This is a genomic window from Methylobacterium sp. J-078, assembly GCF_022829285.1.
Taxonomy (GTDB): domain Bacteria; phylum Pseudomonadota; class Alphaproteobacteria; order Rhizobiales; family Beijerinckiaceae; genus Methylobacterium.
This window is the reverse complement of sequence record NZ_JAKSYI010000109.1, coordinates 14,727-40,159: the sequence shown is the minus strand read 5'-3', so window position 1 is coordinate 40,159 and position 25,433 is coordinate 14,727. Positions and strand designations below refer to the sequence as shown.

Here is a 25,433-nt window from a genome sequence, read left to right as displayed (position 1 = left end):
CGGGCGCTCGGGCCTCAGCCCTTCTGCCCGATGCGCCCCTCGGTTCCGTCGATGAGCCGGCGGATGTTGGGCGCGTGCTTCCACCATAGCAGGGCGGCGAGCAGGAGAAACAAAATTGCAACCGAAGGCTGTCCCAGCGTCCACAGGACCAGGGGCGTCAGGGCCGAGGCCGCCAGGGCCGCGAGGGACGAGTATTTCAGCGTGAAGGCGAGGCCGAGCCAGATGGCCGCGAAGGCCAGGAGGCCGGGCGGGCTCAGGGCGAGCAGGATGCCCAGGAAGGTCGCCACCCCCTTGCCGCCCTTGAACCCGAGCCAGACCGGAAACAGGTGCCCGAGGAAGGCGCCGAGGCCGGCGACCAGCGCGGTCTCGGTTCCGAAACGGCCGGCGATCACGACCGCGAGCGTGCCCTTCAGCGCGTCGCCCAGCAGGGTGGCGGCCGCGAGGCCCTTGCGGCCGGTGCGCAGCACGTTGGTGGCGCCGATGTTGCCCGACCCGATCGCCCGCACGTCGCCGAGGCCGGCGAAGCGGGTCAGGATCAGCCCGAACGGGATCGAGCCGAGGAGGTAGCCCCCCGCCAGCGACGCCAGCAGGAGGGGCCAGGGCAGAGCGTCGAGGGCGATCACGCGGCGGCCTCGCTCTCGGCAGGCGCGCGGAACACGATGCGTCCCGCCACCATCGTGAGGATCGCGGCCCCTTGCAGGCGGGCTTCGTCGAAGGGCGAATTCTTCGAGCGGGACTTCAGGGTCCGCTTGTCGAGGACGTAGGGCAGGTCGGGATCGATCAGCACGAGGTCGGCGGCGGCTCCGGCCGCGAGGCGACCGGCCCGCCGCCCGAGAAGATCCGCCGGGCTGGCGGTCAGGGCCGCGAGCAGGCGCGGCAGGCTGATATCGCCGGTATGGACCAGCCGGAGGGCGGCGCCCAGCAGCGTCTCGATGCCCAGCGCCCCGTCTGCCGCCTCGGCGAAGGGCAGGCGCTTGGTCTCGACGTCCTGCGGGTTGTGGTCGGAGACGACGACGTCGATCACGCCTTCGTTGAGGGCCGCCACCAGGGCGAGCCGGTCGGTCTCGTGGCGCAGGGGCGGCGAGAGCCGGCAGAAGGTGCGGTAATGGCCGATGTCGCCCTCGTTGAGCACGAGGTTGTTCACCGAGGCGCCGCAGGTGACGGGCAGGCCGTCCGCCTTGGCGCGGCGCACGATCTCGACCGAATCGGCACAGGAGATCATCGCCGCGTGGTAGCGGGCGCCGGTGAGGCGCACGAGGCGGATGTCGCGCTCCAGCATCACGGTCTCGGCCTCGCGCGGGATGCCGAGGAGCCCGAGCCGCGTGGCCATCTCGCCCTCGTTCATCACGCCGTCGCCGACGAGGTCCGGCTCCTCCACGTGCTGCATCAGCAGGGCGCCGAAATCGCGGGCATAGGTCATCGCCCGCCGCATCACCTGGGCGTTGCGCACCGCCTTGAGGCCGTCCGTGAAGGCGACCGCCCCGGCTTCCTGAAGCAGGCCGAACTCGGTCATCTCGTGGCCGGCCAGCCCCTTGGTGATGGCGGCGGCCGGCAGGACGTTGACGCTCGCGGTGTCCCGCGCCCGGCGCAGGACGAAATCGACGATGGCCGGCCCGTCGATGACCGGGTTGGTGTCGGGCATGCAGACCAGGGTGGTGACGCCGCCGGCGGCGGCGGCCGCGCTGGCGCTGGCCAGGGTCTCGCGATGCTCGGCCCCAGGCTCGCCCACGAACGCGCGCAGATCGATGAGGCCGGGGCTGAGGACGTGGCCGCCGCAATCGATGGTCTCGGCCTCGTCCGGCACACCGGCGAGGGGGCTCCAGCCGACATCGTGGATGAGCCCGTCGCGCACGAGGACGTGGCCGGGCGCCTGCCGGCCCGTGGCTGGATCGCAGAGCGTGGCGTTGGTCAGGAGGATGGGGCGAACGTTCATCACCCTCTCCCCTCTGCGGGAGAGGGTGGTCGCGGAGCGACCGGGAGAGGGGCCGGCTCAGGTTTATCCGGAGCAAGCGGCGCTGCCCCTCTCCCGCCTGCTCCGCAAGCACCCTCCCCCGCAGAGGGGGGAGGGTTCAGGTTCGGCGCAAACAGCATGAGATCGTCGGATAAGCGAGGCACCTGAAAATCCTTGCTCTGTCGCGGTCTTGGATCGTTTCACCGCGTTTCGGCCGCCCACGGCGCGGCGTCAAGCACAGGGAGCCCGATACGAAAAGGCCCCGCCCTGACGGGCGAGGCCTTCGTTGTCTTCCGTGGGTCCGACCCTTACGCCGCCAGCGAGCGCAGAACGTAGGGCAGGATGCCGCCGTTGCGGAAGTACTCAAGCTCGTCGAGGGTATCGATGCGGCAGGTCAGCGGCACCTCCCGCTTGGTGCCGTCCGCCGAGGTGATCTCGGCGATCATGGTCTGGCGGGGCTTCAGGTCGCCCGACAGGCCCCGGATCGAGACCGTCTCGTCGCCCTTGAGGCCGAGCGAGGCCCAGGAGGTCTCGCCCTGGAAGACCAGGGGCACGATGCCCATGCCGACGAGGTTCGAGCGGTGGATGCGCTCGAAGCTCTCGGCCACCACGGCGCGGATGCCCAGCAGCTTGGTGCCCTTGGCCGCCCAGTCGCGCGACGAGCCGGTGCCGTATTCCTTGCCGGCGAAGACCACGAGCGGCGTGCCCTCGGCCTGATACTTCTGCGCGGCGTCGTAGATGAACATCCGCTCGCCCGAGGGCTGGAACAGGGTCCAGCCGCCCTCGACCACGTTGCCGGATTCGTCGCGGACCATCTGGTTCTTGATGCGGATGTTGGCGAAGGTGCCGCGCATCATGACTTCGTGGTTGCCGCGCCGGGTGCCGTACTGGTTGAAGTCCTGCACCCTAACCTGGTGCTCCTGCAGGTAGGCGCCCGCCGGGGAGTTCGCCCGGATGTTGCCCGCCGGCGAGATGTGGTCGGTGGTGATCGAGTCGAGGAACAGGCCGAGGATGCGGGCATCGACCACGTCCTCCACCGGGGCGGGGGTCTTCTGCATGCCCTCGAAATAGGGCGGGTTCTGCACGTAGGTGGAGGTCGAATCCCACTTGAAGGTCTCGGCCTCGGTGACCTCGACGGCCTTCCAGTAATCGTCGCCGCCGAACACGTCGGCGTAGCGGGACTTGAACAGGGTCGAGGTGATGTTGGCCTCGATGAACTCCTGGACCTCGGCGGACGAGGGCCAGATGTCCTTCAGGTAGACGGGCTGGCCGTCCGAGCCGGTGCCCAGCGGCTCGGTGGTGATGTCGATCTGCATCGAGCCGGCGAGCGCGTAGGCGACCACCAGCGGCGGCGAGGCGAGGTAGTTCGCCCGGACATCCGGGTTCACCCGGCCCTCGAAGTTGCGGTTGCCCGAGAGCACGGCGGCGGCGACCACGTCGTTGTCGTTGATCGCCTTCGAGATCGGAGCCGGCAGCGGGCCCGAATTGCCGATGCAGGTGGTGCAGCCGAACCCGACGAGGTTGAAGCCGAGCGCGTCGAGGGGCGCCTGCAGGCCGGCGCTCGCGAGGTACTCGGCCACCACCTGGGAGCCGGGTGCGAGCGAGGTCTTCACCCAGGGCTTGGAGCGCAGACCCCTGGCGACCGCGTTGCGGGCGAGGAGCCCGGCGCCGATCATCACGCTCGGGTTCGAGGTGTTGGTGCAGCTCGTGATGGCGGCGATCACCACGTCACCGTGGCCGATGTCGAAGTTGGCGCCCTCCACGGGATAGCGCTTGGCGATGTCGGCCGCCTTCTTGAACTCGGTCTCCATGGACTGCGCGAAGCCGGGCTTAGCGCCGTCGAGGAGCACCCGGTCCTGCGGGCGCTTGGGGCCGGCGAGCGAGGGGCGCACGTCGCCCATGTCGAGTTCGAGCGTGTCGGTGAAGACGGGATCGGGGGTCTGGGCATCGCGCCACATGCCCTGCGCCTTGGCGTAGGCCTCGACCAGGGCGATGCGGTCGTCGGCGCGGCCGGTGACGGTGAGGAAGTCGATGGTCTTCTGGTCGATGGGGAAGAAGCCGCAGGTGGCGCCGTATTCGGGAGCCATGTTGGAGATCGTGGCGCGGTCGGCCACCGCCATGTCGTCGAGGCCGGGGCCGTAGAATTCCACGAACTTGCCGACCACGCCCTTCTTGCGCAGCATCTGGGTGACGGTGAGCACGAGATCGGTGGCCGTGGTGCCCTCGGGCAGCTTGCCCGACAGCTTGAAACCGACGACCTCGGGGATCAGCATCGAGAGGGGCTGGCCGAGCATCGCGGCCTCGGCCTCGATGCCGCCGACGCCCCAGCCGAGCACGGCGAGGCCGTTGACCATGGTGGTGTGCGAATCGGTGCCGACGAGGCTGTCCGGATAGGCGAGCTCGGTGCCGTCTTCCGACTTCGTCCAGACCGTCTGCGACAGGTATTCCAGGTTCACCTGGTGGCAGATGCCGGTGCCGGGCGGCACGACGGAGAAGTTGTCGAAGGCCGACTGGCCCCACTTGAGGAAGGTGTAGCGCTCGCCGTTGCGCGAGTATTCCAGCGCGACGTTGTCGGCCAGCGCCTTGGGGGTGCCGAACTCGTCGACGATGACCGAGTGGTCGATCACGAGGTCGACCGGCACCAGCGGGTTGATCTTCTGCGGGTCGCCGCCCAGCGCCACCATGGCGTCGCGCATCGCGGCGAGGTCGACGACGGCGGGCACGCCCGTGAAATCCTGCATCAGCACGCGGGAGGGGCGGAAGGCGATCTCGGTCTCCGTCTTGCCCTTGTTGCCGAGCCAGGCGACGGTGGCCGAGATGTCGTCCTTCTTGACCGAGCGGTCGTCCTCAAAGCGCAGCAGGTTCTCGAGCAGCACCTTCATGGAGAAGGGCAGCGCGGTGGCGTCGGCGAGGCCCGCCGTCTCGGCGTGGGGAATCGAGTAATAGGTGTAGGACTTGTCGCCGACGGTGAGGGTCTGGCGAGACTGGAAGCTGTCGATCGATGCCACGGCGTTATATTTCCTCGCGAGCGGTTGGTCGAACACGCGCAGGCATAACCTGCGCCACGAAAACACGTGTTCGGCTGGGAGCGCTATGAAGCGCGCGCCGCCCCGGGGGTGCCCGGGTGAGGATGATGCGCGAAGGGCGATTTGGACGCCCTGAAACTCGCGCGGCGCAGCCTGTGCGCGTTATAGAACACTTCGAAACTGGCCGCTACCGGTGGCCTGACAGCGCGTGGCATCTGTACGGTCGGACCTTCGCCAGCAGGTGGGCCGCGCGCTAGGGTCCGAAAGCACGAAGGAGACCCCGATGCTCGCCCTGCGCCTGCCGCCCGAGATCGAAGACCGCCTAGATGCGCTGGCCCGGCGCACGGGCCGGAGCAAGGACGACCACGCCCGCGACGCGATCCTCGAACACTTCGAGAATCTGGAGGATCTCGATGTCGCCGAGCAGCGCCTCGCGGCCGTTCGCAGCGGCGAGAGCGACACCGTTCCGCTCGACGATCTGCTGTCGCGCTATGGCGTAGCGGATTGAATTCGAGCGTTCCGCGGAACGCGAACTCGCCCGGCTCGATCGGGAGGCCGTCAGGCGCATCCTGGGGGTTCTGCGCGACCGGGTCTCGCCACTGGACGATCCGCGTGCCATTGGCGAGGCCCTGAAGGGGTCGCGGCTCGGCAACTTCTGGAAACACCGGATCGGTGACTTTCGCGTGATCGCCGCGATCGAGGACGACGCCCTGCGCATCCTCGTGATCAAGATCGGGCACCACCGCGACGTCTACCGATAGCCGCTTCGACGAGGCTCATGATTCAGGATTCCCTGTGCGGCTGACCGCCCAAGACCTCGCCGTCCGCCGCTCCGGCCGCCGCATCTTCTCCGGCCTGTCCTTCGCCCTCGGGCCGGGCGAGGCGCTGATGGTCACCGGGCGCAACGGCGCCGGCAAGTCGACCCTGCTCGCTGTGCTGGCGGGCCGGCTCAAGCCGGAGGCCGGGACGGTCACGGCGAGCGGGATCGGCGAGGCGACCCTGTCCGAGTGCCTGCACGTGGTCGGCCATCGCGACGGGCTGAAGAGTCCGCTGACGGCCGAGGAGAACCTCGCCTTCGCCCGCGACCTCCTCGGCGCGCCGACGGCGAGCCCGCGTGCGGCCCTGGAGGAACTCGGCCTCGGCCACGCCCTGCGGCTTCCCGTGGCCTACCTCTCCGCCGGCCAGCGGCGGCGGGTGGCGCTGGCCCGGCTCCTGGTCTGCCGGCGCCCGCTCTGGCTCCTCGACGAACCCACGGCGGCCCTCGATACGGCGTCGCAGGCGGTGCTGGCCGGCATGATGGCGCGCCACCGGGCGGAGGGCGGCCTCGTGATCGCGGCGACCCACCAGGCCCTCGGCCTGGAGGACGCGCAGGAATTGCGGATCGAGGCCCCGAGGGAGGCCGGAGCCGCACCGGCGCAGAAGGCATCGGCGGACGAGGTCTGGTGGTGATGCGCGCCCTCAGGGCCCTCGTCGCCCGCGACCTCGCCCTCGCCGCCCGCGTCGGCGGCTCGGGAGCGCTCTCCCTCGTGTTCTTCCTGATGATCGTCGCCCTGGTGCCCTTCGCGCTGGGGCCGGACCTCAACCTGCTGTCGCGGATCGGGCCCGCGATCCTCTGGCTCGCCGCCGTGCTCTCGACCCTGATCGGCCTCGACCGCCTGTTCCAGGCAGACGAGGAGGATGGCTCCCTCGACCTGATGTCAGGTTCGCCCGCTCCCCTGGAGGGAGTCGTGCTCGCCAAGGTGCTGGCCCACTGGCTCACCACCGGCCTGCCGCTGGCGCTGGCCTCGCCCCTGTTCGGGCTCCTCGTCGCCCTCGACGGCCGGGCGATGGCGGCCACCGCCCTCACCCTGCTGGTCGGCACCCCGGCCCTGACCTTCGTGGGCGCGGTGGGGGCGGCGCTCACCGCCTCGATCCGCCGTGGCGGGCTCATCCTGGCCGTCGTGGTGCTGCCCCTGATGATCCCGACGCTGATCTTCGGCGTCTCGGCGAGCGAGGCGGCGCTGGGCGGCACGATCCCGTTCACCACGCCGCTCGCCATCCTGTGCGCGCTCAGCCTGATCGCCGGGGTGATCGGCACCCTGGCGGCGGCGGCAGCCCTGCGCTGGTCGGAATAGGGGTTCAGGCCGGATCGGCGTCGATCCGCATCCGCAGGATGGCGTAGGGCGGCTTCTGCAGGTCTTCGCCGCCGTTGTATTCCGGGCGCCGGTTCACCTGGGCGGACGAGATGTGGAGCCAGCGGTCCGGGGTGATCCAGAACGTGTCGGCCCAGATCAGGCGCGGGTCGGAGGCGATGATCTCCACCGTGCCGTCGGGGTCGCGCCGGCCCACCGCGTTGAATTCCTGCATGGCGAGGTAGACCCGGTCCTTCGAGTCGGTGGTGAGGCCGCCGGTCATGCCCTTCTCGCCGAGATCCGTGACGCCGGCCGCCACCGCCGCATCGCCGGCCTCTGGGTCGAGGAGTGCGGCGGTCTCCACCGCGTAGAGGCGGCGACCGATTAGGGGCGCGTAGTAGAGGCGCCTTCCGTCCGGGCTCAGGGCGATGCCGTTGGCGCCGCCCTGGACCGGGCGCGGCGGCCCCTCCCCCTTGCGCTGCATCACCGGGCGGTCCTCCACGATCTTAAGGAGGCCCTTCTGCGACTTGGTGCTGGCGTGACCGGCGAGGCGGCGCACCACCCGGCCGCTGGCGAGGTCGACGGCCAGGATGGCGCCCTCCCCGTCCTGGCCCTGGTCGGTGATGTAGGCGCGGGCATAGCCGTCGCGGATGTCCACCCGCAGGTCGTTGAGCGACGAGGTCGGGGTGATGCCGGCCTCCAGCGGCACCACGCGGCGGATGCGATTGTCGGCGAGGTCGATCTGCACCAGCTTGGGCCCGCCCTTCACCGGCGGGCCGGAGCCGTCCGGCAGGCCGGCATCGAGGCACCACAGGGTGTCGTCGCGGTCGAAGACGCCGTTGGGCACGTGGAACAGGCGCGCCTGCGGCTGCTCCGGATCGGGCTGGTTCGTCGCCATGTCCGGGTAGGGCCGGACCGCGCCGTCCGCCAGCACCTCGCCGAGGGTGTAGGGCACCTTCGCGTCGAAGCGCGGCATCATCACGAAGCGCCGTCCGCCGGCCGAGATGGCAAGGCCGGTGGGGGTCGAGGGCGCGTTCGCCGTGAAGGCGAGTTCGAGCCCGCCCGCCGCCCGGCGGGTGGTGACCTCGGGGGGCGCCGCGGCAGCGCCCTCGCCGGGCAGGGAGAGGGCCGCCGCACCGGCGAGGCCGGCAGCGAGGAGGTCACGGCGAGCGAGCGTCATGGCGGGGTCCAGTCGAGCGAGGAAAGGATCAAGGCGGGTCAGCCCCGGGCGGGGCCGCGCACCTTGAGGTCGATGGCGAGGACGTGCGCACCCGCACCGATGAAGAGGCGCCGGCCGTCCGGGCCGCCGAAGGCGACGTTGGCGGCGTCCGTGGCGGTGGCGATGCGCCCGAGGGGCGTTCCGTCGGGCGCGTAGATCCGCACGCCGTCGAAGCAGGCGGCATAGACCCGGCCCTCGGCATCCACCGTGAGGCCGTCGGGCACGCCGGCTTCCACGGTGACGAAGGGTTTCGGCGCGCCGAGCCTCCGGCCATCCACCACCGGGAAGGCCAGGATGGTGCGGGCGCCCTCCGGGTTCTTCAGGGCCGCGCTGGTGTCGCTGACGTAGAGGCGGGTCCCGTCCGGGCTGAAGGCGATGCCGTTGGGCTGGCCGACGGCGTCGGTCATGGCCTCGACCCGGCCGGACGGATCGATTCGGTAGACCCGCCGGGCCGCCTGCGCGGGCCTCGCCATCAGGCCCTCGTCCGGCATGGTGATGCCGAACACTGGATCGGTGAACCAGATCGCCCCGTCCGGCGCCAGGGCGGCGTCGTTGGGCGAATTCAGCGGTCGGCCCCCGAAGGCGTCGGCCAGCACCGTGAGGCGGCCGTCCGGCTCGCGCCGCACCACCCGGCGCCCGCGATGCTCGCAGGTGACGAGGCGGCCCTCGCCGTCGAGGGTGTTGCCGTTGGCGTTGTTCGAGGGATCGCGGAACACGTGCGTGCCGCCGTCATCGGCGATCCGGATCATCCGGTTGGCCCGGACGTCGCTGACGATCAGGCCCCCGAGGTGGCCCGCGTAACACAGGCCCTCGCACCAGCGCCCGCCCGCGTAGAGCGTGTGCAGGGTGGCGCCGGGATCGAGCACGTCGCGCAGCCGCGGGTCGTCGATCCGGACGATCGGGGTTGCTGCGGCCGGCCATGCCGTCAGGGCGAGGGTCGCCCCTGCGCCGGCGAGCAGCGCGCGTCGTCGTATCGTCGGCATCATTCCTCGATGGGCCTCGGAGGTGGCAGCGCGCCGCCCCATCGCGGGTGCGGCGCGTCGTGGCTCAGCGGGCTGCGGGGGGCGGCGCGGTCGAGCCCGTGGCGTCCGCCGTTCCTGGCTTGAAGCTCCACAACTCGGTCGGCAGGGCTGCCGGGGCGTCGGGCTTGTAGAAGGCCGAATCCTGGATGTGCGAGGTGGTGACGTAGAGCGTCCCGTCGGGGCCTTCGGCGAAGGTGTCGGGCCAGCGCAGGCGCTTGTCCTGCACCACGGTGGCGAGGGCATTCCCCTTGGCCGAGAGGTCGCGGACCTTGATCGAATCGTCCTGCGGCGAGGTCACGTACATCCGGCCGTCCTTGCGGGAGATGATCAGGCCGTCGGCCGGGCCGTTCTCGCCCACGGTCTCGATGCGGCCCGCCACGCTCTTGTCGGCCAGGGTCGCGGGCATCAGCGCCGTGGTGATGCCCCCGGCCAGCGTCTCGGTGGGCAGGCTGTAGAGCGTCTTGCCCTTGATCGCTTGCCAGTACAGCGTCTTGCCGTCGGGCGAGAGGGCGATGCCGTCGGCGGCGAACTCGACGCCGCGCCCGTCCGGCCGGCGCAGGGGCTTGCCGTCATAGGTCACGGTGACGCTCTTGTCCGGTTGCGTCGAGGGGTCGCCGTCGAGCACCCGGTGGGCTCGGCCGCCGTCGAGGTCGACCACCACCAGGGCGCCCCTGGCGCCGGAATCGGTCAGGTAGGCGGTCTTGCCGTCGGGGGAGAAGCGCACGTCGTTCAGGTAGGAGCCCTGCGGCGCGACGCTCTCGTCGAAGGCGATGGTGCGCGCGGGCTGGTTGGTCGCGAGGTCGATCTCGACGAGCTTGGGGCCGCCGGGCACCAGGGTCGCCATGGCGGGAGCCGCGGGATCGAGCACCCAGAGATTGCCGTTCGGGCCGGCTACGACGCTCTGGACGCAGACCCAGTGGTCCTTGGCCGTGACCTCGTCCTTGCGGGCGTTGCGCCAGGAATTCCAGGCCGCGTCCGGGAACGGCACCAGCTTGCCGTCCTTCAGTTCGGCCACCGAGACCTCGGTGTCCTCGGTCCAGCGCGGGAAGTTGACGAAGATGCGCCCGTCCTTGGCGACGGTGACGCCGGTCACCTGATGGTCGAAGCTCGCGACCTTCGTGAGCGTCGCCGTCGGCGCGGCTGCGGGCGTGGGGGCGGCGCCCTGCGCGACGGCCGCGCCGGGAAGGAGGACCGCACCCAGGAGGGCGGCCGCGATCGTCCGGGTCCGCTGGCGGGGACGGGCCTCCAAGCGCGGCGGCATCGGAGCCGGGATCGCCGGCAGGGCGGGCTGGCGTCGCATCATCGGCACTCTCGACATCGAAAACCTTGGCTTTGAGACATCGAAGATTGCCCTGGGCGTGGGCCGGAACGGCACCTCGCCCAACGCAATTCCCCGCTGACGGTCTAACGCACGAACCGCCGGCCAAGGTTCATCGGTTCCGTGCGCCCGCAGGGGCGGTGCCGGAGGCCCGTCGCAGCGTCGCTCCAAGCCCGGCCGGGAGGGGGGCGAGGCGTCGCGGATCGCCGAACCTGGCTCGCGTGACCGTCGGCGGTGGCGTGATGGACACGCGCTTGTGATCGCCCGAACCCCCCGCCTCAGTTTCATTTGTTGTTTTCAATACAGGATCGGTTTCGCGTTTCGTTAAACACGGATTCACAAATTAAATTTATGAAAGTTCCGGTCATGGCGATCGAAACGGGCCGTGTTCCGTTTCAGTGTTTGTGCGAGAACGACAATGCTCGGTTCAGGTCTTCGTGCAACTCTTGAGGCTCTCGATCGGTCGCAGGGCCGAATTGAGTTCGGTATGGATGGCAACGTCCAGAGCGCGAACCGAATCTTTCTCGATCTTGTCGGATATACACTCGACGAGGTCCGGGGCCGCCCGCACAGCCAGTTCGTGACCGCCGAGGAGCGCGATTCGCCCGCCTACCGCCAGTTCTGGGACAGCCTGCGACGCGGCGAGTTCCAGGCCCGGGACTTCTGCCGGGTCACCAAGGACGGGCGCCGGATCTGGATCCAGGCGAGCTACAACCCGATCCTCGACCGCCGCGGCAAGCCGTTCAAGGTGGTCAAGTTCGCCACCGACATCACCGCCCAGACCGAGCGCAACGCCGCCTACGAGGGCCAGATCGCGGCGATCAACCGCTCGCAGGCGGTGATCCACTTCACGCCCGACGGGATCGTCACCGACGCCAACCCGAACTTCCTCCAGGCCCTCGGCTACCGCCTCGACGAGATCAAGGGACGCCACCACAGCCAGTTCGTGGCGCCGGCCGAGCGGGATACGCCGGCCTATGCGGCGTTCTGGACGGGGCTTGCGGGGGGGGCCTACCAGGCCGGCGAGTTCCGCCGCCTGGCGAAGGGCGGTCGCGAGGTCTGGATCTACGGGGCCTACAACCCGGTCCTGAGCGCCGACGGCCGCGTGATCGCGGTGGTCAAGTTCGCCAGCGACGTCACCGCCCAGGTGGCCGAGCGGCTGCGTCGGCGCGAGGGCCAGCAGGCCATCGACAAGGATCTCGGCGTCATCACGGGGTCGATCTCCGATGTGAGCCATCAGGCCACCCTCACGGCGGAAGCGGCGGCCCAGACCTCCGGCAACGTCCAGGCGGTGGCGGCCGGCGCCGAGGAGTTCTCGTCGTCCATCGAGGAGTTGAGCCGCCATGCCGTCGAGGCGAAAGCCGCCTCCGACGAGGCCGTGGTCCGGGCCGAGGAGGCCTCCGGCATCATCGCGGGCCTGACCGCGTCGGCCGACAAGATCGGCGAGGTGATCTCGGTGATCCGCTCCATCGCCGACCAGACCAATCTGCTGGCGCTCAACGCCACCATCGAGGCGGCGCGGGCCGGCGAGGCGGGGCGGGGCTTCGCCGTGGTGGCGGCCGAGGTGAAGGCGCTGGCCAACCAGTCCTCCCGGGCCACGGAGGAGATCGGCACGCAGATCTCGGCCGTTCAGGATTCCACCAACCAGGCCGTGGACGCCATCAAGGGCATCGCCCGCACGATCGCCCACCTCAGCGAGATCTCGATGAGCGTCTCCTCGGCGGTGACCGAGCAGGCCGCTGTGACCCGCGACATGTCGGTCAACATGCAGACCGCCGCCCAGAGCGTCGAGCGGGTCCGCCAGAACATGGACGGGATCGCGGCCGCCGCCTCCGACGTCGATGCGTCGGTGCGCAAGGTGGGTGCAGCGGCCCGCGCCATCGCCTGACGCTCGGGCGGCACGCTCGCCCTGAACCGGAGCTGCATCGCGCAACGCCGCTCGGACGTCCGGTTCCGGCCTCGGTTTCTTTCCCGAAGCCAAGGCCGCTTCGGCGAATGAAGGTCAGTCCGGACGGTGGCCGGGGTCGGGCTGCATCACCAGGGGCTCGGAGCCTGAGCCGCGCACCCGGCCGCGCAGCGTCGGCGGCGTGCCCGACCGTCCGGCCTCGCGCCGGTCGATGCCGGGCACCACGCGCTCGGTGAGGTCCACGCAGCGGCCGACCAACCACGCCATCCAGTTCATCGCCAAGCTCCCAACCCAGACCTTCCAGGGTAGATCGTGTCTGGCGCGGACAAAGCGAGGGGGCGGGCCGGAAATATCCGCGTCGCCTCGGCGGCGGTGCGAAGGGCACCCGATCAGTCGAGGTCCTGCAGGTGGCGGGCGGCGATGACGGACGCGGCAGTGCGGTTCTCGACGCCGAGCTTCTCGTAGATGCCCTCCAGGTGCTTCGTCACCGTGCGGGGGCTCAACCCCAAAATCTCGCCGATGTCGCGGCTCGACTTGCCGCGCGAGAGCCAGAGCAGCACCTCCGCCTCGCGGCCGGTGACCCGCAGGCGCAGGCGCAGGCGCTCCAGCCCCGCCTCCGTGCTGTCGCGGGACAGGCGCAGCAGGATCTCGTCGCCGGTGCCGCCGATGAAGCTCAAGGTGTAGGCCGTGCCGGCGCGATTCGTGAGCGTCAGGGCCGGCGCGGCGGCAGCGGCGAGGCAGGTGCGCAGCCAGGCGGCGCCCTGCGGCGGTAGGCTCAAGGGAGCGCCGGGCTCGGTGAAGCCCCCGAGCAGGCGGGCGGCCTGGGGCGTGCCCCACAGGACGGTGCCGTCGCGGTCCACCGCGAACAGGGTGCGGCCGGTGGTGTCGAGGGCGGCGCGCGCGCTCTGGGCCGCGCGGGCGCCGGCAAGGTGGACCCGGATGCGGGCCAGGATCTCGTCCGGCGCGATCGGCTTCGTGACGTAGTCGACGCCCCCCGCCTCCAGGCCCTTCACGATGTGCTCGGTCTCGGACAGCCCCGTCATGAAGATGACGGGGACGTGGGCAAGGTGGCCCTTGGCCTTGAGGCGGCGGCAGGTCTCGAAGCCGTCCATGCCGGGCATCATCGCGTCGAGCAGGATCACGTCCGGGGTGATCTCGTCGACGAGCGCCAGGGCGAGGTCGCCGGCCACCGCCACCAGTACGGTGGCGCCCGAGCGCTCGATCGCCTCGGTGAGGAAGCTCAGGGTCTCGGGGGAATCGTCGACCACGAGGACGATGTCGCGCTGGGCCTCAGCCATCGGAGGCGGGCTCCATCAGGCCCTCGATCACGGCCCGGGCGCGGCGCAGGTCGAAGGCGGCGGTGAGCCCCCGCATCTGCGCGATGAAGGCGGTCGGCGCGCCGCTGCCGGCTTCCATCTCGGCGAGCTTCGCCTCCATGCCGCGGACATGCCCGATGCGCACGAGGCGCAGGAGGTCGGCGAGGTGCTCGGGGCGCGGGTCCGGCGAGGCGGCCTCGGGCTTCTGCGGCGCGGGCGCCTCCGTCGCCGTCCAGTCGAGGCCGAGGAGCCCGGTGACGCATTCGAGGAAGTCGCGCAGGTCGAAGGGCTTGGCGATGATCGCGTCGTGGGGCGCATCGCTGCCGCGCGCCGGGCTGATCTCGTGCAGGTTGGCGGACATCATGGCGATGCGCGCCGCGTGGCCGGCCTCCCGCAGAGCCTTGGCCAGCACCCAGCCGCTCATGCCCGGCATGGCGATGTCGAGGAGGAACAGGTCCGGTGGGCGCGTCGCGGCGAGCGCCAGGCAAGCCGGGCCGTCGCCGGCCTCCAGTACGACGAGGCCGAGGGGTTCGAGGATGTCGCGCATCAGGCCGCGATGGGCGGCATCGTCGTCGGCGACCAGGATGGTGCGCCGCGCGCCCGCGTAGCTCCGGGCCGGGGCGCTGGCCTGGGCCAGCACGGGCTTCGGGCGTGCCACCGAGGCGAGCATCAGGCGGACGCGAAAGCGCGTGCCGCGCCCGACCTCGCTCTCCACCGTGATCTCACCGCCCATCACCTGGGCGAGCAGATGCGCGATGGTCAGCCCGAGGCCGGTGCCCGGCGTGGAGCGGGCGGCGGCGAGCGAGCCGCGCTCGAACGGCTCGAAGATGCGCTCCAGGTCGTCCGGACGGATGCCCAGCCCCGTGTCGCTGATGGTGAAGACCGCGATCTGGCTGCGGTAGGTCAGGTCCAGGGTCACCGTCCCGGCGGGGGTGAACTTGATCGCGTTCGACAGGAGGTTGAGCAGGATCTGGCGCAGGCGCTTCTCGTCGGTGGCGACGACCATGGGCAGGGTCTCGGGCCGGGTGAAGCGGAAATCGAGGGCCGCCCCCTGCGCCTGGAGCCGGATCATGTCGACGATCTGGTCGAGAAATTCGGTGAGCCGCACCTCGTTGCGGTGGATCTGGAGGCGCCCGGCCTCCATCCGGGAGATGTCGAGGAGGCCATCGATCAGCCCCGACAGGTGCTGAGCCGAGCGCCGGATGACGCGGATGCCGTTCTGGCGCGGGGCCGGGATCGAGGGATCGCCCTCCAGCAGCTGCGCGTAGCCGAGCACGGCGTTCAGGGGCGTGCGCAGTTCGTGGCTGATGCCGACCACGTAGCGGCTCTTGGCGAGGTTGGCCGCCTCGGCGATTTCCTTGGCCTGCTGGAGCTTGGCGTCGGTGACCTTATGGGCCTCGATCTCGGCCTGGTAGAGCCCGGTCTGGCGGGCGGTCTCCTCCAGGGCGACACGGCGGCTCTCCTGGGCCAGCACGAACAGCCAGGCGACGATGCCCAGGATCACGATGAGGATGAGGAACACGCTGGTCAGCGCCGCGCCGAGGACCTCGCGGTGTTCGGGATGCTCGGCGCTGGCCCCCGCATGCACGATGCCGAGGATGAGGGCGATGGCCGCCACCAGGGTGAGCATCAGCGCGAGGTAGCGCCCCAGGGGCGCGCCGATCCAGGCTGCGGTGCGGGCGGGGGCGACGCGGGCGAGCAGGTCCTGCGCCTGCGCCTCCAGACGCCCGTGCGGCTTGCAGAGGTCGTTGCAGCGGGCATCCAGCGAGCAGCAGAGCGAGCAGATCGGCCCCGCATAGGCCGGGCACTGGGCCATGTCCTCGGGCTCGAACGGATGTTCGCAGACCCGGCAGGTGATCTCGGAGGCCCCCTGCCAGTCGGTCCGCGGGGTCCGGGCGAGGTAGTAGCGCCCGCCCGTGGCCAGTGCGATGGCGGGGGCGCCCACGCACGCGACGGCGAGCGCCAGCAGGGGCGCGAAGGGCACGGCGCCCTCCCCGAGCCAGCCCGCATGGGCGGCGAACCCGGTCAGGATCGCCAGGGCCATGGCGCCCGTGCCGACGGGGTTGATGGCGTAGAGGTGGGCGCGCTTGAACTCGATGCCGGGCGGCGACAGGCCGAAGGGCTTGTTGATGGCCAGATCCGCCGCCAGCGCCCCGACCCAGGCCGAGACCACCACGGCATAGAGCGACAGGGTGCTGACGATGGTCTTGTCGATGCCGAGCTCCATCAGCAGGAGCGCGATGGCGACGTTGAAGACGAGCCAGACCACGCGGCCCGGATGGCTGTGCGTCAGGCGGGAGAAGAAGTTCGACCAGGCGATGGAGCCCGCATAGGCGTTGGTGACGTTGATCTTGAGCTGCGAGACCACGACGAACAGCGTCATCAGCGCCACCGCGCCGGCACCTGAGGGCAGCACGTAGCCGAAGGCCACGGCGTACATCCGTGTCGGCTCGGCCGCGTGCTCGGCGGGCACGCCGTGGGCCAGCGCCAGCACGGCCAGGAACGAGCCGAGCAGGATCTTGAGCATGCCGGGCAGGATCCAGCCGCCCCCGGCGCCCAGCACCGCCGCCCACCAGCGGCCCTCGCGGCCGGGTTCGCGTGCCGGCACGAAGCGCAGGAAGTCGACCTGCTCGCCGACCTGCGCCAGCAGCGCCAGGAGGATGCCGGTGGCGAGGCCGAACTTCGCCCAATCGAACCCGCCCGACCCGTCGGCGGCCGGATGGCCGAGCCAAGCCGAGACCGGCGCGTCCCCGGCCCAGGCGATGCAGGCCAGGGGCACCAGGTTGAGGACGATCCAGACCGGCTGCGTCCAGAGCTGGAAGCGGCTGATCATCGCGATGCCGTAGATGACCAGCGGGATCACCGCGAGCGCGCTGACGAGGTAGCCGATGCTCGGGGGCAACCCGAAGCAGAGCTCCAGGGCCAGCGCCATGATCGCCGCCTCGATGGCGAGGAACAGGAAGGTGAAGCTCGCGTAGATCAGCGAGGTCACCGTCGAGCCGATATAGCCGAAGCCGGCCCCGCGGGTGAGGAGGTCGATGTCGACGCCGTAGCGGGCGGCGTAGAGGCTGATCGGCGTCGCGGTGGCGAAGATGATCGCGCTCACCACGAGGAGGGCCGCCAGGGTGTTGGTGAAGCCGACGGTGAGCACCAGGGTGCCGCCGATCGCCTCGAGCGCCAGGAACGAGAGCGAGCCCAACGCCGTCTGGGCGACCCGGAAGCCCGACCAGCGTCGCGCCTTCTTGGCTGTGAAGCGAAGCGCGTAGTCCTCCAGCGTCTCGTCGGCCACGAGGCGGTTGTAGTCGCGCCGAATCGGCAGGATACGCTGGTGCTCGGTCATCGTGTTCGGGACGGACGATACCATGCGGCGCGGGATCTGGCGCGGCATCCCGGCGCGTCCGAGACCGTGACGCTCCGCCGCCCGGGCGTCGCAAGGATTGTGCCTCGCGCGGCAGCGCGCCCCGGCCCGGCGGGCGGAGCGGCGACCGGGCCCGGGACGCGCGGGCAGTTCGCCAGCATGAGCCTGTGCGCCGGCCTCCGACATACGCAAAACAGCGTATGGGCCGCACTGCACAACGCGGCCTAGCCTCCGCTCCGTCGATCCGCGGCCGTCCGATGCGCCGTGCGACGACGGACAGGGGTTTTGGGCACGATGGCAGAGGACAAGGGCAACGGCCTGCAATCGGCGCTGCGGCGCAGGCTTCTCATGGGGCTCGCCGGCGCTCCGGCGATCGCGCTGATGCCGCGCATGAGCTTCGCGGCCGCACCCCCGACCTCGGCGGTGAACACCACCGGCCTCGCGGTGACCGACACCGAGGTCACGGTCGGCATCCTGCATTCCGCCACCGGCACCATGGCGATCTCCGAGACCGGCTCGATCCAGGCGGAGAAGCTCGCGATCTCCCAGATCAACGAGGCCGGCGGCGTGCTCGGCCGCAAGATCAAGATCATCCAGGAGGACGGCGCCTCCGACTGGCCGACCTTCGCGGAGAAGGCGAAGAAGCTCCTCGTCAATGACCATTGCGCCGCCGTGATGGGCTGCTGGACCTCCGCCTCCCGCAAGGCCGCGCTCCCGGTCTTCGAGCAGTACAACGGTCTTCTCTACTATCCGACCTTCTACGAGGGCCTGGAGCAGTCGAAGAACGTGATCTACACCGGCCAGGAGGCCACGCAGCAGATCCTCGAATCGCTGAACTGGGTTGCCAAGGAGAAGGGCGCCAAGACGTTCTTCTTCATCGGCTCGGACTACATCTGGCCCCGCACCTCGAACAAGATCGCCCGCAAGCACATCGAGAACGTGCTGAAGACCAAGGTCGTGGGTGAGGAATACTTCCCGCTCGGCCACACGCAGTTCAACTCGGTGATCAACAAGCTGAAGCTGACGAAGCCCGACGTGATCTTCACCGACGTCGTCGGCGGCTCGAACGTGGCGTTCTACAAGCAGCTCAAGGCCGCCGGCATCGACCTGTCGAAGCAGACCCTGCTGACCATCTCGGTGACCGAGGACGAGATCGACGGCATCGGCGGCGACAACATCGCGGGCGCCTATTCCTGCATGAAGTACTTCCAATCCCTGAAGAACCCGAACAACGAGAAGTTCGTCGCCGCTTTCCACAAGATGTGGGGCGAGAAGACCGTCATCGGCGACGTGACCCAGGCCGCCTATCTCGGCCCCTTCCTGTGGAAGATGGCCTGCGAGAAGGCCGGCTCCTTCGACGTCGACAAGGTCGTCGCCGCCTCGCCGGGCATCGAGTTCAAGGAGGCTCCGGAGGGCTACGTCAAGATCCACCCGAACCATCACCTCTGGTCGAAGACCCGCGTCGCCAAGGCGCTGCCGTCCGGCCAGTTCGAGGTGGTCTACGAGAGCAAGGACCTCATCGAGCCGAACCCCTTCCCGAAGGGCTACCAGTAGGATCGCCTCCCTCCCCCTTGCGGGGAGGGATCGAGGGAGGGGGTGGTCGGGCGACCCTCGACCTGCGGAGGCCAGCGGAGCCACCCCCCACCCCTGACCCCTCCCCGCAAGGGGGAGGGGGATGCCTGCGGCCTGATGCTTGCAGAGCTCCAATCGCATCCTTCGGAAGGTCGAAAAAAAATGCTCGGCGACTATTCCCTCACGGACCTCAGCTCGATCTTCGTGATGCAGGGCTTCGCCGGGTTGATCCTGTTCTCGGTCTACACGCTCATGGCCCTCGGGCTGGCGATCATCTTCGGCCAGATGGGCGTGATCAACATGGCCCACGGGGAGTTCATGATCCTCGGCGCCTACATGACCTACCTGTGCTCGGGCTTCTTCCAGACCCATCTGCCGGCCCTGTTCCCGGCCTACTTCTTCGTCGCCATGGCGCTGGCCTTCGTGGCCTCCGGCGCACTGGGAATGCTGGTGGAATGGGCGCTGATCCGCCACCTCTACAAGCGGCCCCTCGACACGCTGCTCGCCACCTGGGGCCTGTCGCTGATCCTGCAGCAGGCCTACCGGACGATCTTCGGGCCCCGCGAGGTCGGCGTCGAGCTCCCCGCCTGGCTCATCGGCTCGGTGCAGGTCACCGACACCATCGAGATCCCCATCAACGGCATGTTCGTGATGGCCGTCACCCTCCTCATCACCGCTGGCGTCGCGCTCCTGATGTACCGCTCGCGCTTCGGCGCCCAGGTCCGCGCCGTGGTGCAGAACCGGCCCATGGCTGGGGCGGTGGGCATCGACACCGAGAAGGTCGACCGCCTCACCTTCGGCCTCGGCTGCGGCATCGCGGGCATCGCGGGCTCCGCCTTCACCATGGTGGGCTCGACGGGGCCGACTTCGGGCCAGCTCTACATCGTCGACACCTTCCTCATCGTGGTCTTCGGTGGCGCCGCTTCGCTTCTGGGCACCATCGCCTCGGCTTTCTCGATCTCGCAGACCCAGTCGACCCTCGAATTCTTCCTGTCGGGCTCCACCGCCAAGGTGATCACGCTGCTGGCCGTCGTCGGCATCCTGATGCTGCGGCCTCAGGGCCTCTTCACCCTCAAGGTCCGGCGCTGAGGAGCCCCCCGTCATGACCCGCGCCCCATCCTCGACCGTCCACGACAACCCGTTCATGAAGCCCATGGAGTGGATCAGCCTCGCGCTGCTCGTCGCCGTGATCTTCCTCGTGCTGCCGATGCTGCTCGACGCCTTCCGGCTCAATCTGGTGGGCAAGTACCTCACCTACTCGTTCGTGGCTTTGGGCCTCGTCATCTGCTGGGGCTTCGGCGGCATCCTGTCCCTCGGCCAGGGCGTGTTCTTCGGTCTCGGCGGCTACCTCATGGCCATGTACCTGAAGCTGGAGGCCTCCAGCGTCGAGAACACGAAGATCCAGTCGACGCCGGGCATCCCCGACTTCATGGACTGGAACCAGATCACCGAACTGCCCTGGTTCTGGAAGCCGTTCACCAGCCTGCCCTTCACCCTGATCGCGGTGATCGTGGTGCCGGCCTTCTTCGCCTTCGTCATCGGCACCGCGATGTTCCGCCGCCGCGTCGGCGGCACCTACTTCGCCATCATCACCCAGGCCATCGCCGCCATCCTGACGATCCTCATCGTCGGCCAGCAGGGCTATACCGGCGGCATCAACGGCATCACGGATCTGCGTACGCTCCACGGCTGGGACATCCGCACCGACCGCGCCCACAACATCCTCTACTTCGTCAACGGCGGCCTGCTCGTCGCCTGCATTCTGTTCGCGCAGTACGTGAAGCGCTCGAAGCTCGGGCGCATCCTCGTGGCCATGCGCGACAAGGAGGACCGGGTCCGCTTCTCCGGCTACCAGGTCGCGAGCTTCAAGACCTTCGCGTTCTGCTTGGCGGCCGTGTTCGCCGCCATCGGGGGCGCGATGTTCACCCTGCAGGTCGGGTTCATGTCGCCCTCCTTCGTGGGCATCGTGCCGTCCATCGAGATGGTGATCTACGCGGCCGTGGGCGGGCGCCTGTCGCTGTTCGGCGCCGTCTGGGGCACGCTGCTGGTCAACTGGGCCAAGACCAGCTTCTCCGAGAGCTTTCCGGAACTCTGGCTCTTCGGCCTCGGTGCACTCTTCATCGCCGTGGTGCTTGCCTTCCCCAACGGTCTCGCCGGCATCTACCGGAGCTACGTCGAGCCCCGCCTGACCCGGCGTGTGAAGGCCCTGGAGCCCGCCCCCGCCGTCGCCCTGCCCCACGGCACTCCGGCCGAGTAGGATTCCCGATGAACGCCGCAATCCTCCCCTCGCACATCATCGGCGCCGATCCGGCCGAGAAGAACTTTCTCCTGGCGGTGGAGGCTCTCACCGTCTCATTCGACGGCTTCAAGGCGGTCAACGACGTCTCGTTCTACGTCGACCCCAACGAGATCCGGGTGATCATCGGCCCCAACGGGGCCGGCAAGACCACGGTGCTCGATCTCATCTGCGGGCGCACCAAGGCCAGCGCCGGTTCGATCAAGTACAAGGGCCAGGAACTGACCAAGCTTTCCGAGAGCGCGATCGTGCTGGCAGGCGTCGGGCGCAAGTTCCAGACGCCGTCGATCTACGACGATCTCACCGTGTTCGAGAACCTGGAGATCTCCTATCCCCGCGGCCGCTCGGTCTTCGGGGCCCTGACCTTCAAGCGCGACGCCCAGGTCCGCGACCGCATCGAGGAGGTCGCCAGCATGATCTTCCTCAAGGACCAGCTGCTGGAGCGGGCCGAGTTCCTCAGCCACGGCCAGAAGCAATGGCTGGAGATCGGCATGTTGCTGATCCAGGACCCGGAGCTCCTCATGCTCGACGAGCCGGTGGCGGGCATGAGCGTCGGGGAGCGCGTCAAGACCGCCGAACTTCTCAACGAGATCATCAAGGGCCGCTCGGTGCTCGTCATCGAGCACGACATGAAGTTCGTCGAGGACATCGCCCACCGGGTCACCGTGCTGCACCAGGGCAAGGTCCTGTCGGAGGGCTCGATGGAACGGGTCAAGAACGATCCGAAGGTCATCGAAGTCTATCTCGGCCACTGAAAGAGGGAACGGCGCCATGCTCCAGACCACGCTTGCCCCCTCCTCCATGCCGCCCATCCAGGCCGGACTCCCGCCGATGCTGGCGATCACCGACCTGCACGCGGCCTACGGCCAGAGCGAGGTGCTGCACGGCCTCGACATCGCGGTGGCGCCCGGCGAGATCGTGGCCGTCATGGGCCGCAACGGCATGGGCAAGACCACGCTGATGAAGACCCTCATGGGCATCGTGCCGGTTAAATCCGGTTCGATCCGGGTCGACGGCACCGAAGTCGGGGCCCTGAAGAGCCACCAGCGCGTGGCCAAGGGCCTCGCCTACGTGCCGCAGGGCCGGATGATCTTCTCCGCCATGACCGTGCAGGAGAACATCGAGACCGGGCTGACCGTCACCAACGAGCGCCGGGTGCCCCAGGAGCTCTACGAGATGTTCCCGGTGCTGCTGGAGATGAAGGGACGGCGCGGCGGCAACCTGTCCGGCGGCCAGCAGCAGCAGCTCGCCATCGCCCGGGCGCTGGCGAGCAGCCCCAAGGTCCTGCTGCTGGACGAGCCGACGGAAGGCATCCAGCCCTCGATCATCCGTGAGATGGGGCGAACGCTCAAGAAAATCCGCGACGCGCGCGGGCTGTCCATCGTGGTCTCCGAACAGGTGCTGAGCTTCGCCCTCGACGTCGCCGATCGGGTGCTCGTCATCGAGAACGGCCACATCGTGCACGAGTCGCTGCGCGCCGACATCGACGAGGCCCAGGTCGCCCGCTTCCTCTCGGTCTGATGGAGTCCGACATGGTCGACTACGAGATCTTCGAACTCGGCGACTTCGTTCTTCAGTGCGGCAAGACGTTACGGAGCGCCAAGCTCGCCTTCAAGACCTTCGGCACCCTCAACGCGGCGAAAGACAACGCGATTCTCTACCCGACCTGGTACTCGGGTCAGCACACCGAGAACGAGTGGCTGATCGGCCCCGGCAAGGCCCTCGACCCGGAGCGGTACTTCATCATCATCCCGAACATGTTCGGCAACGGGCTCTCGTCCTCGCCGAGCAACACGCCGGCCCCCTGGAATGGGCCGCGTTTTCCCAACGTCACCGCCTACGACAATGTCACGGCCCAGCATCGCCTCGTCACCGAGCATTTCGGAATCGAGAAGCTGGTGCTCGTCACCGGCTGGTCGATGGGGGCCCTCCAGACCTACCACTGGGGCGCACTCTATCCCGACATGGTCCCCCGCATCCTCCCGTTTCAGGGCTCGGCCAAGTGCTCGCGGCACAACTTCGTCTTTCTCGAGGGCGCCAAGGCCGCGCTTCAGGCCGACGCCGCCTACGCGGAGGGCTGGTACACGAGCCCGCCGAACCGGGGCCTGCGCGCCTTCGGCCGGGTCTATGCCGGCTGGGGTTTGTCGCAGACGTTCTACCGGATCGAGGCCGACAAGACCCACATGGGCTACGCCTCGCTCGAGGATTTCCTCGTCGGGTTCTGGGAAGGCCTGTTCTACACCCGCGACGCCAACGACCTCCTGGCGATGCTGTGGACCTGGCAGAACGGCGACATCAGCGCCAACGACGTCTTCAAGGGTGACCTCAAGGCCGCCTTCGGCGCGATCACCGCCAAGGCTATCCTGATGCCGGCCTCCACCGACCTTTATTTTCCCCCCGAGGACAACGCCATCGAGGCGGCGGCCATGCCGAATGCGGAGTTGCGCGTCATCGACACTTGGTGGGGCCACTTCGCGGGCGGCCCGGGCACGAGCCCGGACGACATCGCCACACTCGACGCGGCCCTGAAGGAGCTGCTCGCAAGCTGACGGCGACCCGGGCCGGTCGCACCGCGCTCGGCCCGCACATCACCGGCACGTCACACGCAGACGGATCCGACCGTCGGCGCGAACGGGGACGGACGTCCTCACGTCCAGGGCAAGTCCCGAAACTAGGGAAGGGAGCAGAGACCCATGGCAGAGACCCTGATCAAGGTCGATCTCACGCAGTCGGCCTACGACAACGACATGGTGCACAACCGCTGGCACCCCGACATCCCGATGGTGGCCATGGTCAAGCCCGGCGACGACTTCATCGTCGAGACTTACGACTGGACCGGCGGCTTCATCAAGAACAACGACTCGGCCGACGATGTCCGCGACATCGACCTGTCGATCGTGCACTTCCTCTCCGGCCCGATCGGCGTCGAGGGCGCCGAGCCCGGCGACCTCCTCGTGGTCGACCTCCTCGACATCGGCGCCAAGCCCGAGAGCCAGTGGGGCTTCAACGGCTTCTTCTCCAAGAAGAACGGCGGCGGCTTCCTCGACGAGCACTTCCCCCTGGCCCAGAAGTCGATCTGGGACTTCGAGGGCATGTTCACCAAGTCCCGCCACATCCCCGGTGTGCGCTTCCCCGGCCTGATCCATCCCGGCCTGATCGGCTGCCTGCCCGATCCGAAGATGCTGGAGACCTGGAACACCCGCGAGAAGGCGCTGTTCGACACCGACCCGAACCGGGTGCCGGCGCTCGCGACCCTCCCCTTCGCGCCGACCGCCCATATGGGCCGGCTCAAGGGCGAGGGGCGTGACGCGGCGGCCGCGACGGGCGCCCGCACGGTGCCCGGGCGCGAGCACGGCGGCAATTGCGACATCAAGGACCTGTCGCGCGGCTCGAAGATCTACTTCCCGGTCTACGTGCCGGGTGCGGGCCTCTCCATGGGCGACCTGCATTTCAGCCAGGGCGACGGCGAGATCACCTTCTGCGGCGCCATCGAGATGGCGGGCTGGGTCCACCTCAAGGTCAGCCTGATCAAGGACGGTATGTCGAAGTACGGGATCAAGAATCCGATCTTCAAGCCGTCGCCGGTGACGCCGAAGTTCGACGATCACCTCATCTTCGAGGGCGTCTCCGTCGACGAGTACGGCAAGCAGCATTACCTCGACGTCACGGTGGCCTACCGCCAGGCCTGTCTCAACGCCATCGAGTACCTGAAGAAGTTCGGCTACTCGGGCGCCCAGGCCTACTCGATCCTCGGCACGGCCCCGGTCCAGGGCCACATCTCCGGCGTCGTCGACATCCCGAACGCCTGCGCCACCCTCTGGATTCCGACGAAGATCTTCGAGTTCGACATCAATCCCGGAGCGGATGGGCCGACGAAGTTCATCGACGGCTCGATCCAGATGCCGCTCTCTCCGGACCTTTGAGCATGCCCGTCTACGATTACGCTTGCGAGGCCTGCGGGCCGTTCACGGTCTTGCGCCCCATGGCGCAGTTCCGCGATCCGCACGACTGCCCCGGTTGCGGGTCGGAATGCGGGCGCGCCTTCCTCACCGCGCCCAACTTCGCCTCCATGGATGCGGGGCGGCGCAAGGCCTTCGCCACGAACGAGCGGAGCCAGCACGCGCCCCGCAAGTCGTCCGCGCACGGGGCCGGCTGCGGTTGCTGCTCGGGCGCCAAGGCGAAATCCAACCCCGGGGCCGCCAAGAGCTTTCCCAATGCGCGGCCGTGGATGATCAGCCACTGATCCACTTCCCCTCTCCCCGCTTGCGGGGAGAGGGCCACGGACCCCTTGCCGGGTCCGTGGCAAGCGGAGGCGAAGCCGCAGCGAGGGTGAGGGGG

At 69.2% G+C, this 25,433-nt stretch carries 22 protein-coding genes; 13 read left to right on the top strand and 9 right to left on the bottom strand.

Features of this window, described 5'->3' with window-relative positions; translation table 11 throughout:
- Window positions 1-14 precede the first annotated feature (14 nt).
- The 3 genes from plsY to acnA all read right to left on the bottom strand — a co-directional run bounded on the left by plsY (window position 15) and on the right by acnA (window position 4,959).
- Window positions 15-623, bottom strand: a complete 609-nt coding sequence (plsY, locus tag MKK58_RS17410; protein WP_409565264.1) for a glycerol-3-phosphate 1-O-acyltransferase PlsY — start codon at window positions 621-623, stop codon at window positions 15-17.
- Complete coding sequence (locus tag MKK58_RS17405) at window positions 620-1,933, bottom strand: dihydroorotase (protein WP_243913296.1); 1,314 nt, start codon at window positions 1,931-1,933, stop codon at window positions 620-622. The genes plsY and MKK58_RS17405 overlap by 4 nt, the downstream gene beginning before the upstream one ends.
- Window positions 1,934-2,259: 326 nt before the next feature.
- Window positions 2,260-4,959: an aconitate hydratase AcnA gene (acnA, locus tag MKK58_RS17400; RefSeq protein WP_243913294.1), complete on the bottom strand. Its 2,700-nt coding sequence runs from the start codon at window positions 4,957-4,959 to the stop codon at window positions 2,260-2,262.
- A 301-nt stretch (window positions 4,960-5,260) separates the two neighbouring features.
- Here acnA and MKK58_RS17395 point away from each other — a divergent pair, with 301 nt between their 5' ends.
- The 4 genes from MKK58_RS17395 to ccmB are packed head-to-tail and all read left to right on the top strand — an operon-like array spanning window position 5,261 to window position 7,091.
- A complete protein-coding gene (locus MKK58_RS17395) occupies window positions 5,261-5,485 on the top strand; it encodes a TraY domain-containing protein (RefSeq protein WP_243913292.1) in 225 nt (74 codons plus the stop codon).
- On the top strand, window positions 5,481-5,738 hold the full coding sequence (locus tag MKK58_RS17390) for a type II toxin-antitoxin system RelE family toxin (RefSeq protein WP_243913463.1): 258 nt from the start codon (window positions 5,481-5,483) through the stop codon (window positions 5,736-5,738). The genes MKK58_RS17395 and MKK58_RS17390 overlap by 5 nt, the downstream gene beginning before the upstream one ends.
- 34 nt (window positions 5,739-5,772) lie before the next feature.
- Complete coding sequence (gene ccmA, locus MKK58_RS17385; protein WP_243913290.1) at window positions 5,773-6,426, top strand: heme ABC exporter ATP-binding protein CcmA; 654 nt, start codon at window positions 5,773-5,775, stop codon at window positions 6,424-6,426.
- A complete protein-coding gene (ccmB, locus tag MKK58_RS17380) occupies window positions 6,426-7,091 on the top strand; it encodes a heme exporter protein CcmB (protein WP_243913289.1) in 666 nt (221 codons plus the stop codon). Before ccmA ends, ccmB begins: the two co-directional genes overlap by 1 nt.
- A 4-nt stretch (window positions 7,092-7,095) precedes the next feature.
- Here the strand turns inward: ccmB and MKK58_RS17375 are convergent, their stop codons facing one another.
- The 3 genes from MKK58_RS17375 to MKK58_RS17365 form a co-directional block, all read right to left on the bottom strand.
- On the bottom strand, window positions 7,096-8,268 hold the full coding sequence (locus MKK58_RS17375) for an SMP-30/gluconolactonase/LRE family protein (RefSeq protein WP_243913287.1): 1,173 nt from the start codon (window positions 8,266-8,268) through the stop codon (window positions 7,096-7,098).
- A 38-nt stretch (window positions 8,269-8,306) separates the two neighbouring features.
- Window positions 8,307-9,293, bottom strand: a complete 987-nt coding sequence (locus tag MKK58_RS17370) for an SMP-30/gluconolactonase/LRE family protein (RefSeq protein WP_243913286.1) — start codon at window positions 9,291-9,293, stop codon at window positions 8,307-8,309.
- A 61-nt stretch (window positions 9,294-9,354) separates the two neighbouring features.
- Window positions 9,355-10,590 (bottom strand): major royal jelly family protein, encoded by a 1,236-nt coding sequence (locus tag MKK58_RS17365; RefSeq protein ID WP_243913461.1) that lies wholly within the window; start codon window positions 10,588-10,590, stop codon window positions 9,355-9,357.
- Window positions 10,591-11,065: 475 nt separating this feature from the next.
- Between MKK58_RS17365 and MKK58_RS17360 the strand changes: the two genes are divergently transcribed.
- On the top strand, window positions 11,066-12,535 hold the full coding sequence (locus tag MKK58_RS17360) for a PAS domain-containing methyl-accepting chemotaxis protein (protein WP_279578429.1): 1,470 nt from the start codon (window positions 11,066-11,068) through the stop codon (window positions 12,533-12,535).
- Window positions 12,536-12,649: 114 nt separating this feature from the next.
- Here the strand turns inward: MKK58_RS17360 and MKK58_RS17355 are convergent, their stop codons facing one another.
- The 3 genes from MKK58_RS17355 to MKK58_RS17345 form a co-directional block, all read right to left on the bottom strand.
- The gene (locus tag MKK58_RS17355; RefSeq protein ID WP_243913282.1) at window positions 12,650-12,820 is read right to left on the bottom strand and encodes a hypothetical protein; all 171 of its coding nucleotides are present in this window, start codon (window positions 12,818-12,820) and stop codon (window positions 12,650-12,652) included.
- Between the two features lie 122 nt (window positions 12,821-12,942).
- Complete coding sequence (locus tag MKK58_RS17350) at window positions 12,943-13,851, bottom strand: response regulator transcription factor (protein WP_243913280.1); 909 nt, start codon at window positions 13,849-13,851, stop codon at window positions 12,943-12,945.
- Window positions 13,844-17,209 (bottom strand): ATP-binding protein, encoded by a 3,366-nt coding sequence (locus MKK58_RS17345; protein ID WP_243913459.1) that lies wholly within the window; start codon window positions 17,207-17,209, stop codon window positions 13,844-13,846. The genes MKK58_RS17350 and MKK58_RS17345 overlap by 8 nt, the downstream gene beginning before the upstream one ends.
- Window positions 17,210-17,521: 312 nt before the next feature.
- Between MKK58_RS17345 and urtA the strand changes: the two genes are divergently transcribed.
- From urtA to MKK58_RS17305, 8 genes are all read left to right on the top strand, one after another.
- On the top strand, window positions 17,522-18,781 hold the full coding sequence (gene urtA / locus MKK58_RS17340; RefSeq protein WP_243913278.1) for an urea ABC transporter substrate-binding protein: 1,260 nt from the start codon (window positions 17,522-17,524) through the stop codon (window positions 18,779-18,781).
- Between the two features lie 180 nt (window positions 18,782-18,961).
- On the top strand, window positions 18,962-19,888 hold the full coding sequence (gene urtB / locus MKK58_RS17335) for an urea ABC transporter permease subunit UrtB (RefSeq protein ID WP_243913277.1): 927 nt from the start codon (window positions 18,962-18,964) through the stop codon (window positions 19,886-19,888).
- Window positions 19,889-19,943: 55 nt separating this feature from the next.
- A complete protein-coding gene (urtC, locus tag MKK58_RS17330; RefSeq protein WP_243913457.1) occupies window positions 19,944-21,056 on the top strand; it encodes an urea ABC transporter permease subunit UrtC in 1,113 nt (370 codons plus the stop codon).
- 8 nt (window positions 21,057-21,064) lie between these two features.
- Window positions 21,065-21,850, top strand: a complete 786-nt coding sequence (urtD, locus tag MKK58_RS17325) for an urea ABC transporter ATP-binding protein UrtD (protein WP_243913276.1) — start codon at window positions 21,065-21,067, stop codon at window positions 21,848-21,850.
- A 76-nt stretch (window positions 21,851-21,926) separates the two neighbouring features.
- Complete coding sequence (gene urtE / locus MKK58_RS17320; protein WP_243913455.1) at window positions 21,927-22,616, top strand: urea ABC transporter ATP-binding subunit UrtE; 690 nt, start codon at window positions 21,927-21,929, stop codon at window positions 22,614-22,616.
- Between the two features lie 11 nt (window positions 22,617-22,627).
- The gene (locus MKK58_RS17315; protein WP_243913275.1) at window positions 22,628-23,644 is read left to right on the top strand and encodes an alpha/beta fold hydrolase; all 1,017 of its coding nucleotides are present in this window, start codon (window positions 22,628-22,630) and stop codon (window positions 23,642-23,644) included.
- A gap of 144 nt (window positions 23,645-23,788) precedes the next feature.
- Window positions 23,789-25,018 (top strand): formamidase, encoded by a 1,230-nt coding sequence (fmdA, locus tag MKK58_RS17310; RefSeq protein WP_243913274.1) that lies wholly within the window; start codon window positions 23,789-23,791, stop codon window positions 25,016-25,018.
- A 2-nt stretch (window positions 25,019-25,020) separates the two neighbouring features.
- On the top strand, window positions 25,021-25,338 hold the full coding sequence (locus MKK58_RS17305; protein ID WP_243913273.1) for an FmdB family zinc ribbon protein: 318 nt from the start codon (window positions 25,021-25,023) through the stop codon (window positions 25,336-25,338).
- Window positions 25,339-25,433 lie beyond the last annotated feature (95 nt).

Excerpts from the sequence above, each read along its gene's own strand:
- MKK58_RS17405 (WP_243913296.1), bottom strand. The coding sequence starts at position 1,933 with ATGAACGTTCGCCCCATCCTCCTGACCAACGCCACGCTCTGCGATCCA.
- MKK58_RS17395 (WP_243913292.1), top strand. The coding sequence starts at position 5,261 with ATGCTCGCCCTGCGCCTGCCGCCCGAGATCGAAGACCGCCTAGATGCG.
- ccmB (WP_243913289.1), top strand. The coding sequence starts at position 6,426 with ATGCGCGCCCTCAGGGCCCTCGTCGCCCGCGACCTCGCCCTCGCCGCC.
- MKK58_RS17375 (WP_243913287.1), bottom strand. The coding sequence starts at position 8,268 with ATGACGCTCGCTCGCCGTGACCTCCTCGCTGCCGGCCTCGCCGGTGCG.
- MKK58_RS17370 (WP_243913286.1), bottom strand. The coding sequence starts at position 9,293 with ATGATGCCGACGATACGACGACGCGCGCTGCTCGCCGGCGCAGGGGCG.
- MKK58_RS17365 (WP_243913461.1), bottom strand. The coding sequence starts at position 10,590 with ATGCCGCCGCGCTTGGAGGCCCGTCCCCGCCAGCGGACCCGGACGATC.
- MKK58_RS17360 (WP_279578429.1), top strand. The coding sequence starts at position 11,066 with ATGCTCGGTTCAGGTCTTCGTGCAACTCTTGAGGCTCTCGATCGGTCG.
- MKK58_RS17355 (WP_243913282.1), bottom strand. The coding sequence starts at position 12,820 with ATGGCGTGGTTGGTCGGCCGCTGCGTGGACCTCACCGAGCGCGTGGTG.
- MKK58_RS17350 (WP_243913280.1), bottom strand. The coding sequence starts at position 13,851 with ATGGCTGAGGCCCAGCGCGACATCGTCCTCGTGGTCGACGATTCCCCC.
- MKK58_RS17345 (WP_243913459.1), bottom strand. The coding sequence starts at position 17,209 with ATGACCGAGCACCAGCGTATCCTGCCGATTCGGCGCGACTACAACCGC.
- urtA (WP_243913278.1), top strand. The coding sequence starts at position 17,522 with ATGGCAGAGGACAAGGGCAACGGCCTGCAATCGGCGCTGCGGCGCAGG.
- urtB (WP_243913277.1), top strand. The coding sequence starts at position 18,962 with ATGCTCGGCGACTATTCCCTCACGGACCTCAGCTCGATCTTCGTGATG.
- urtC (WP_243913457.1), top strand. The coding sequence starts at position 19,944 with ATGAAGCCCATGGAGTGGATCAGCCTCGCGCTGCTCGTCGCCGTGATC.
- urtD (WP_243913276.1), top strand. The coding sequence starts at position 21,065 with ATGAACGCCGCAATCCTCCCCTCGCACATCATCGGCGCCGATCCGGCC.
- urtE (WP_243913455.1), top strand. The coding sequence starts at position 21,927 with ATGCTGGCGATCACCGACCTGCACGCGGCCTACGGCCAGAGCGAGGTG.
- MKK58_RS17315 (WP_243913275.1), top strand. The coding sequence starts at position 22,628 with ATGGTCGACTACGAGATCTTCGAACTCGGCGACTTCGTTCTTCAGTGC.
- fmdA (WP_243913274.1), top strand. The coding sequence starts at position 23,789 with ATGGCAGAGACCCTGATCAAGGTCGATCTCACGCAGTCGGCCTACGAC.
- MKK58_RS17305 (WP_243913273.1), top strand. The coding sequence starts at position 25,021 with ATGCCCGTCTACGATTACGCTTGCGAGGCCTGCGGGCCGTTCACGGTC.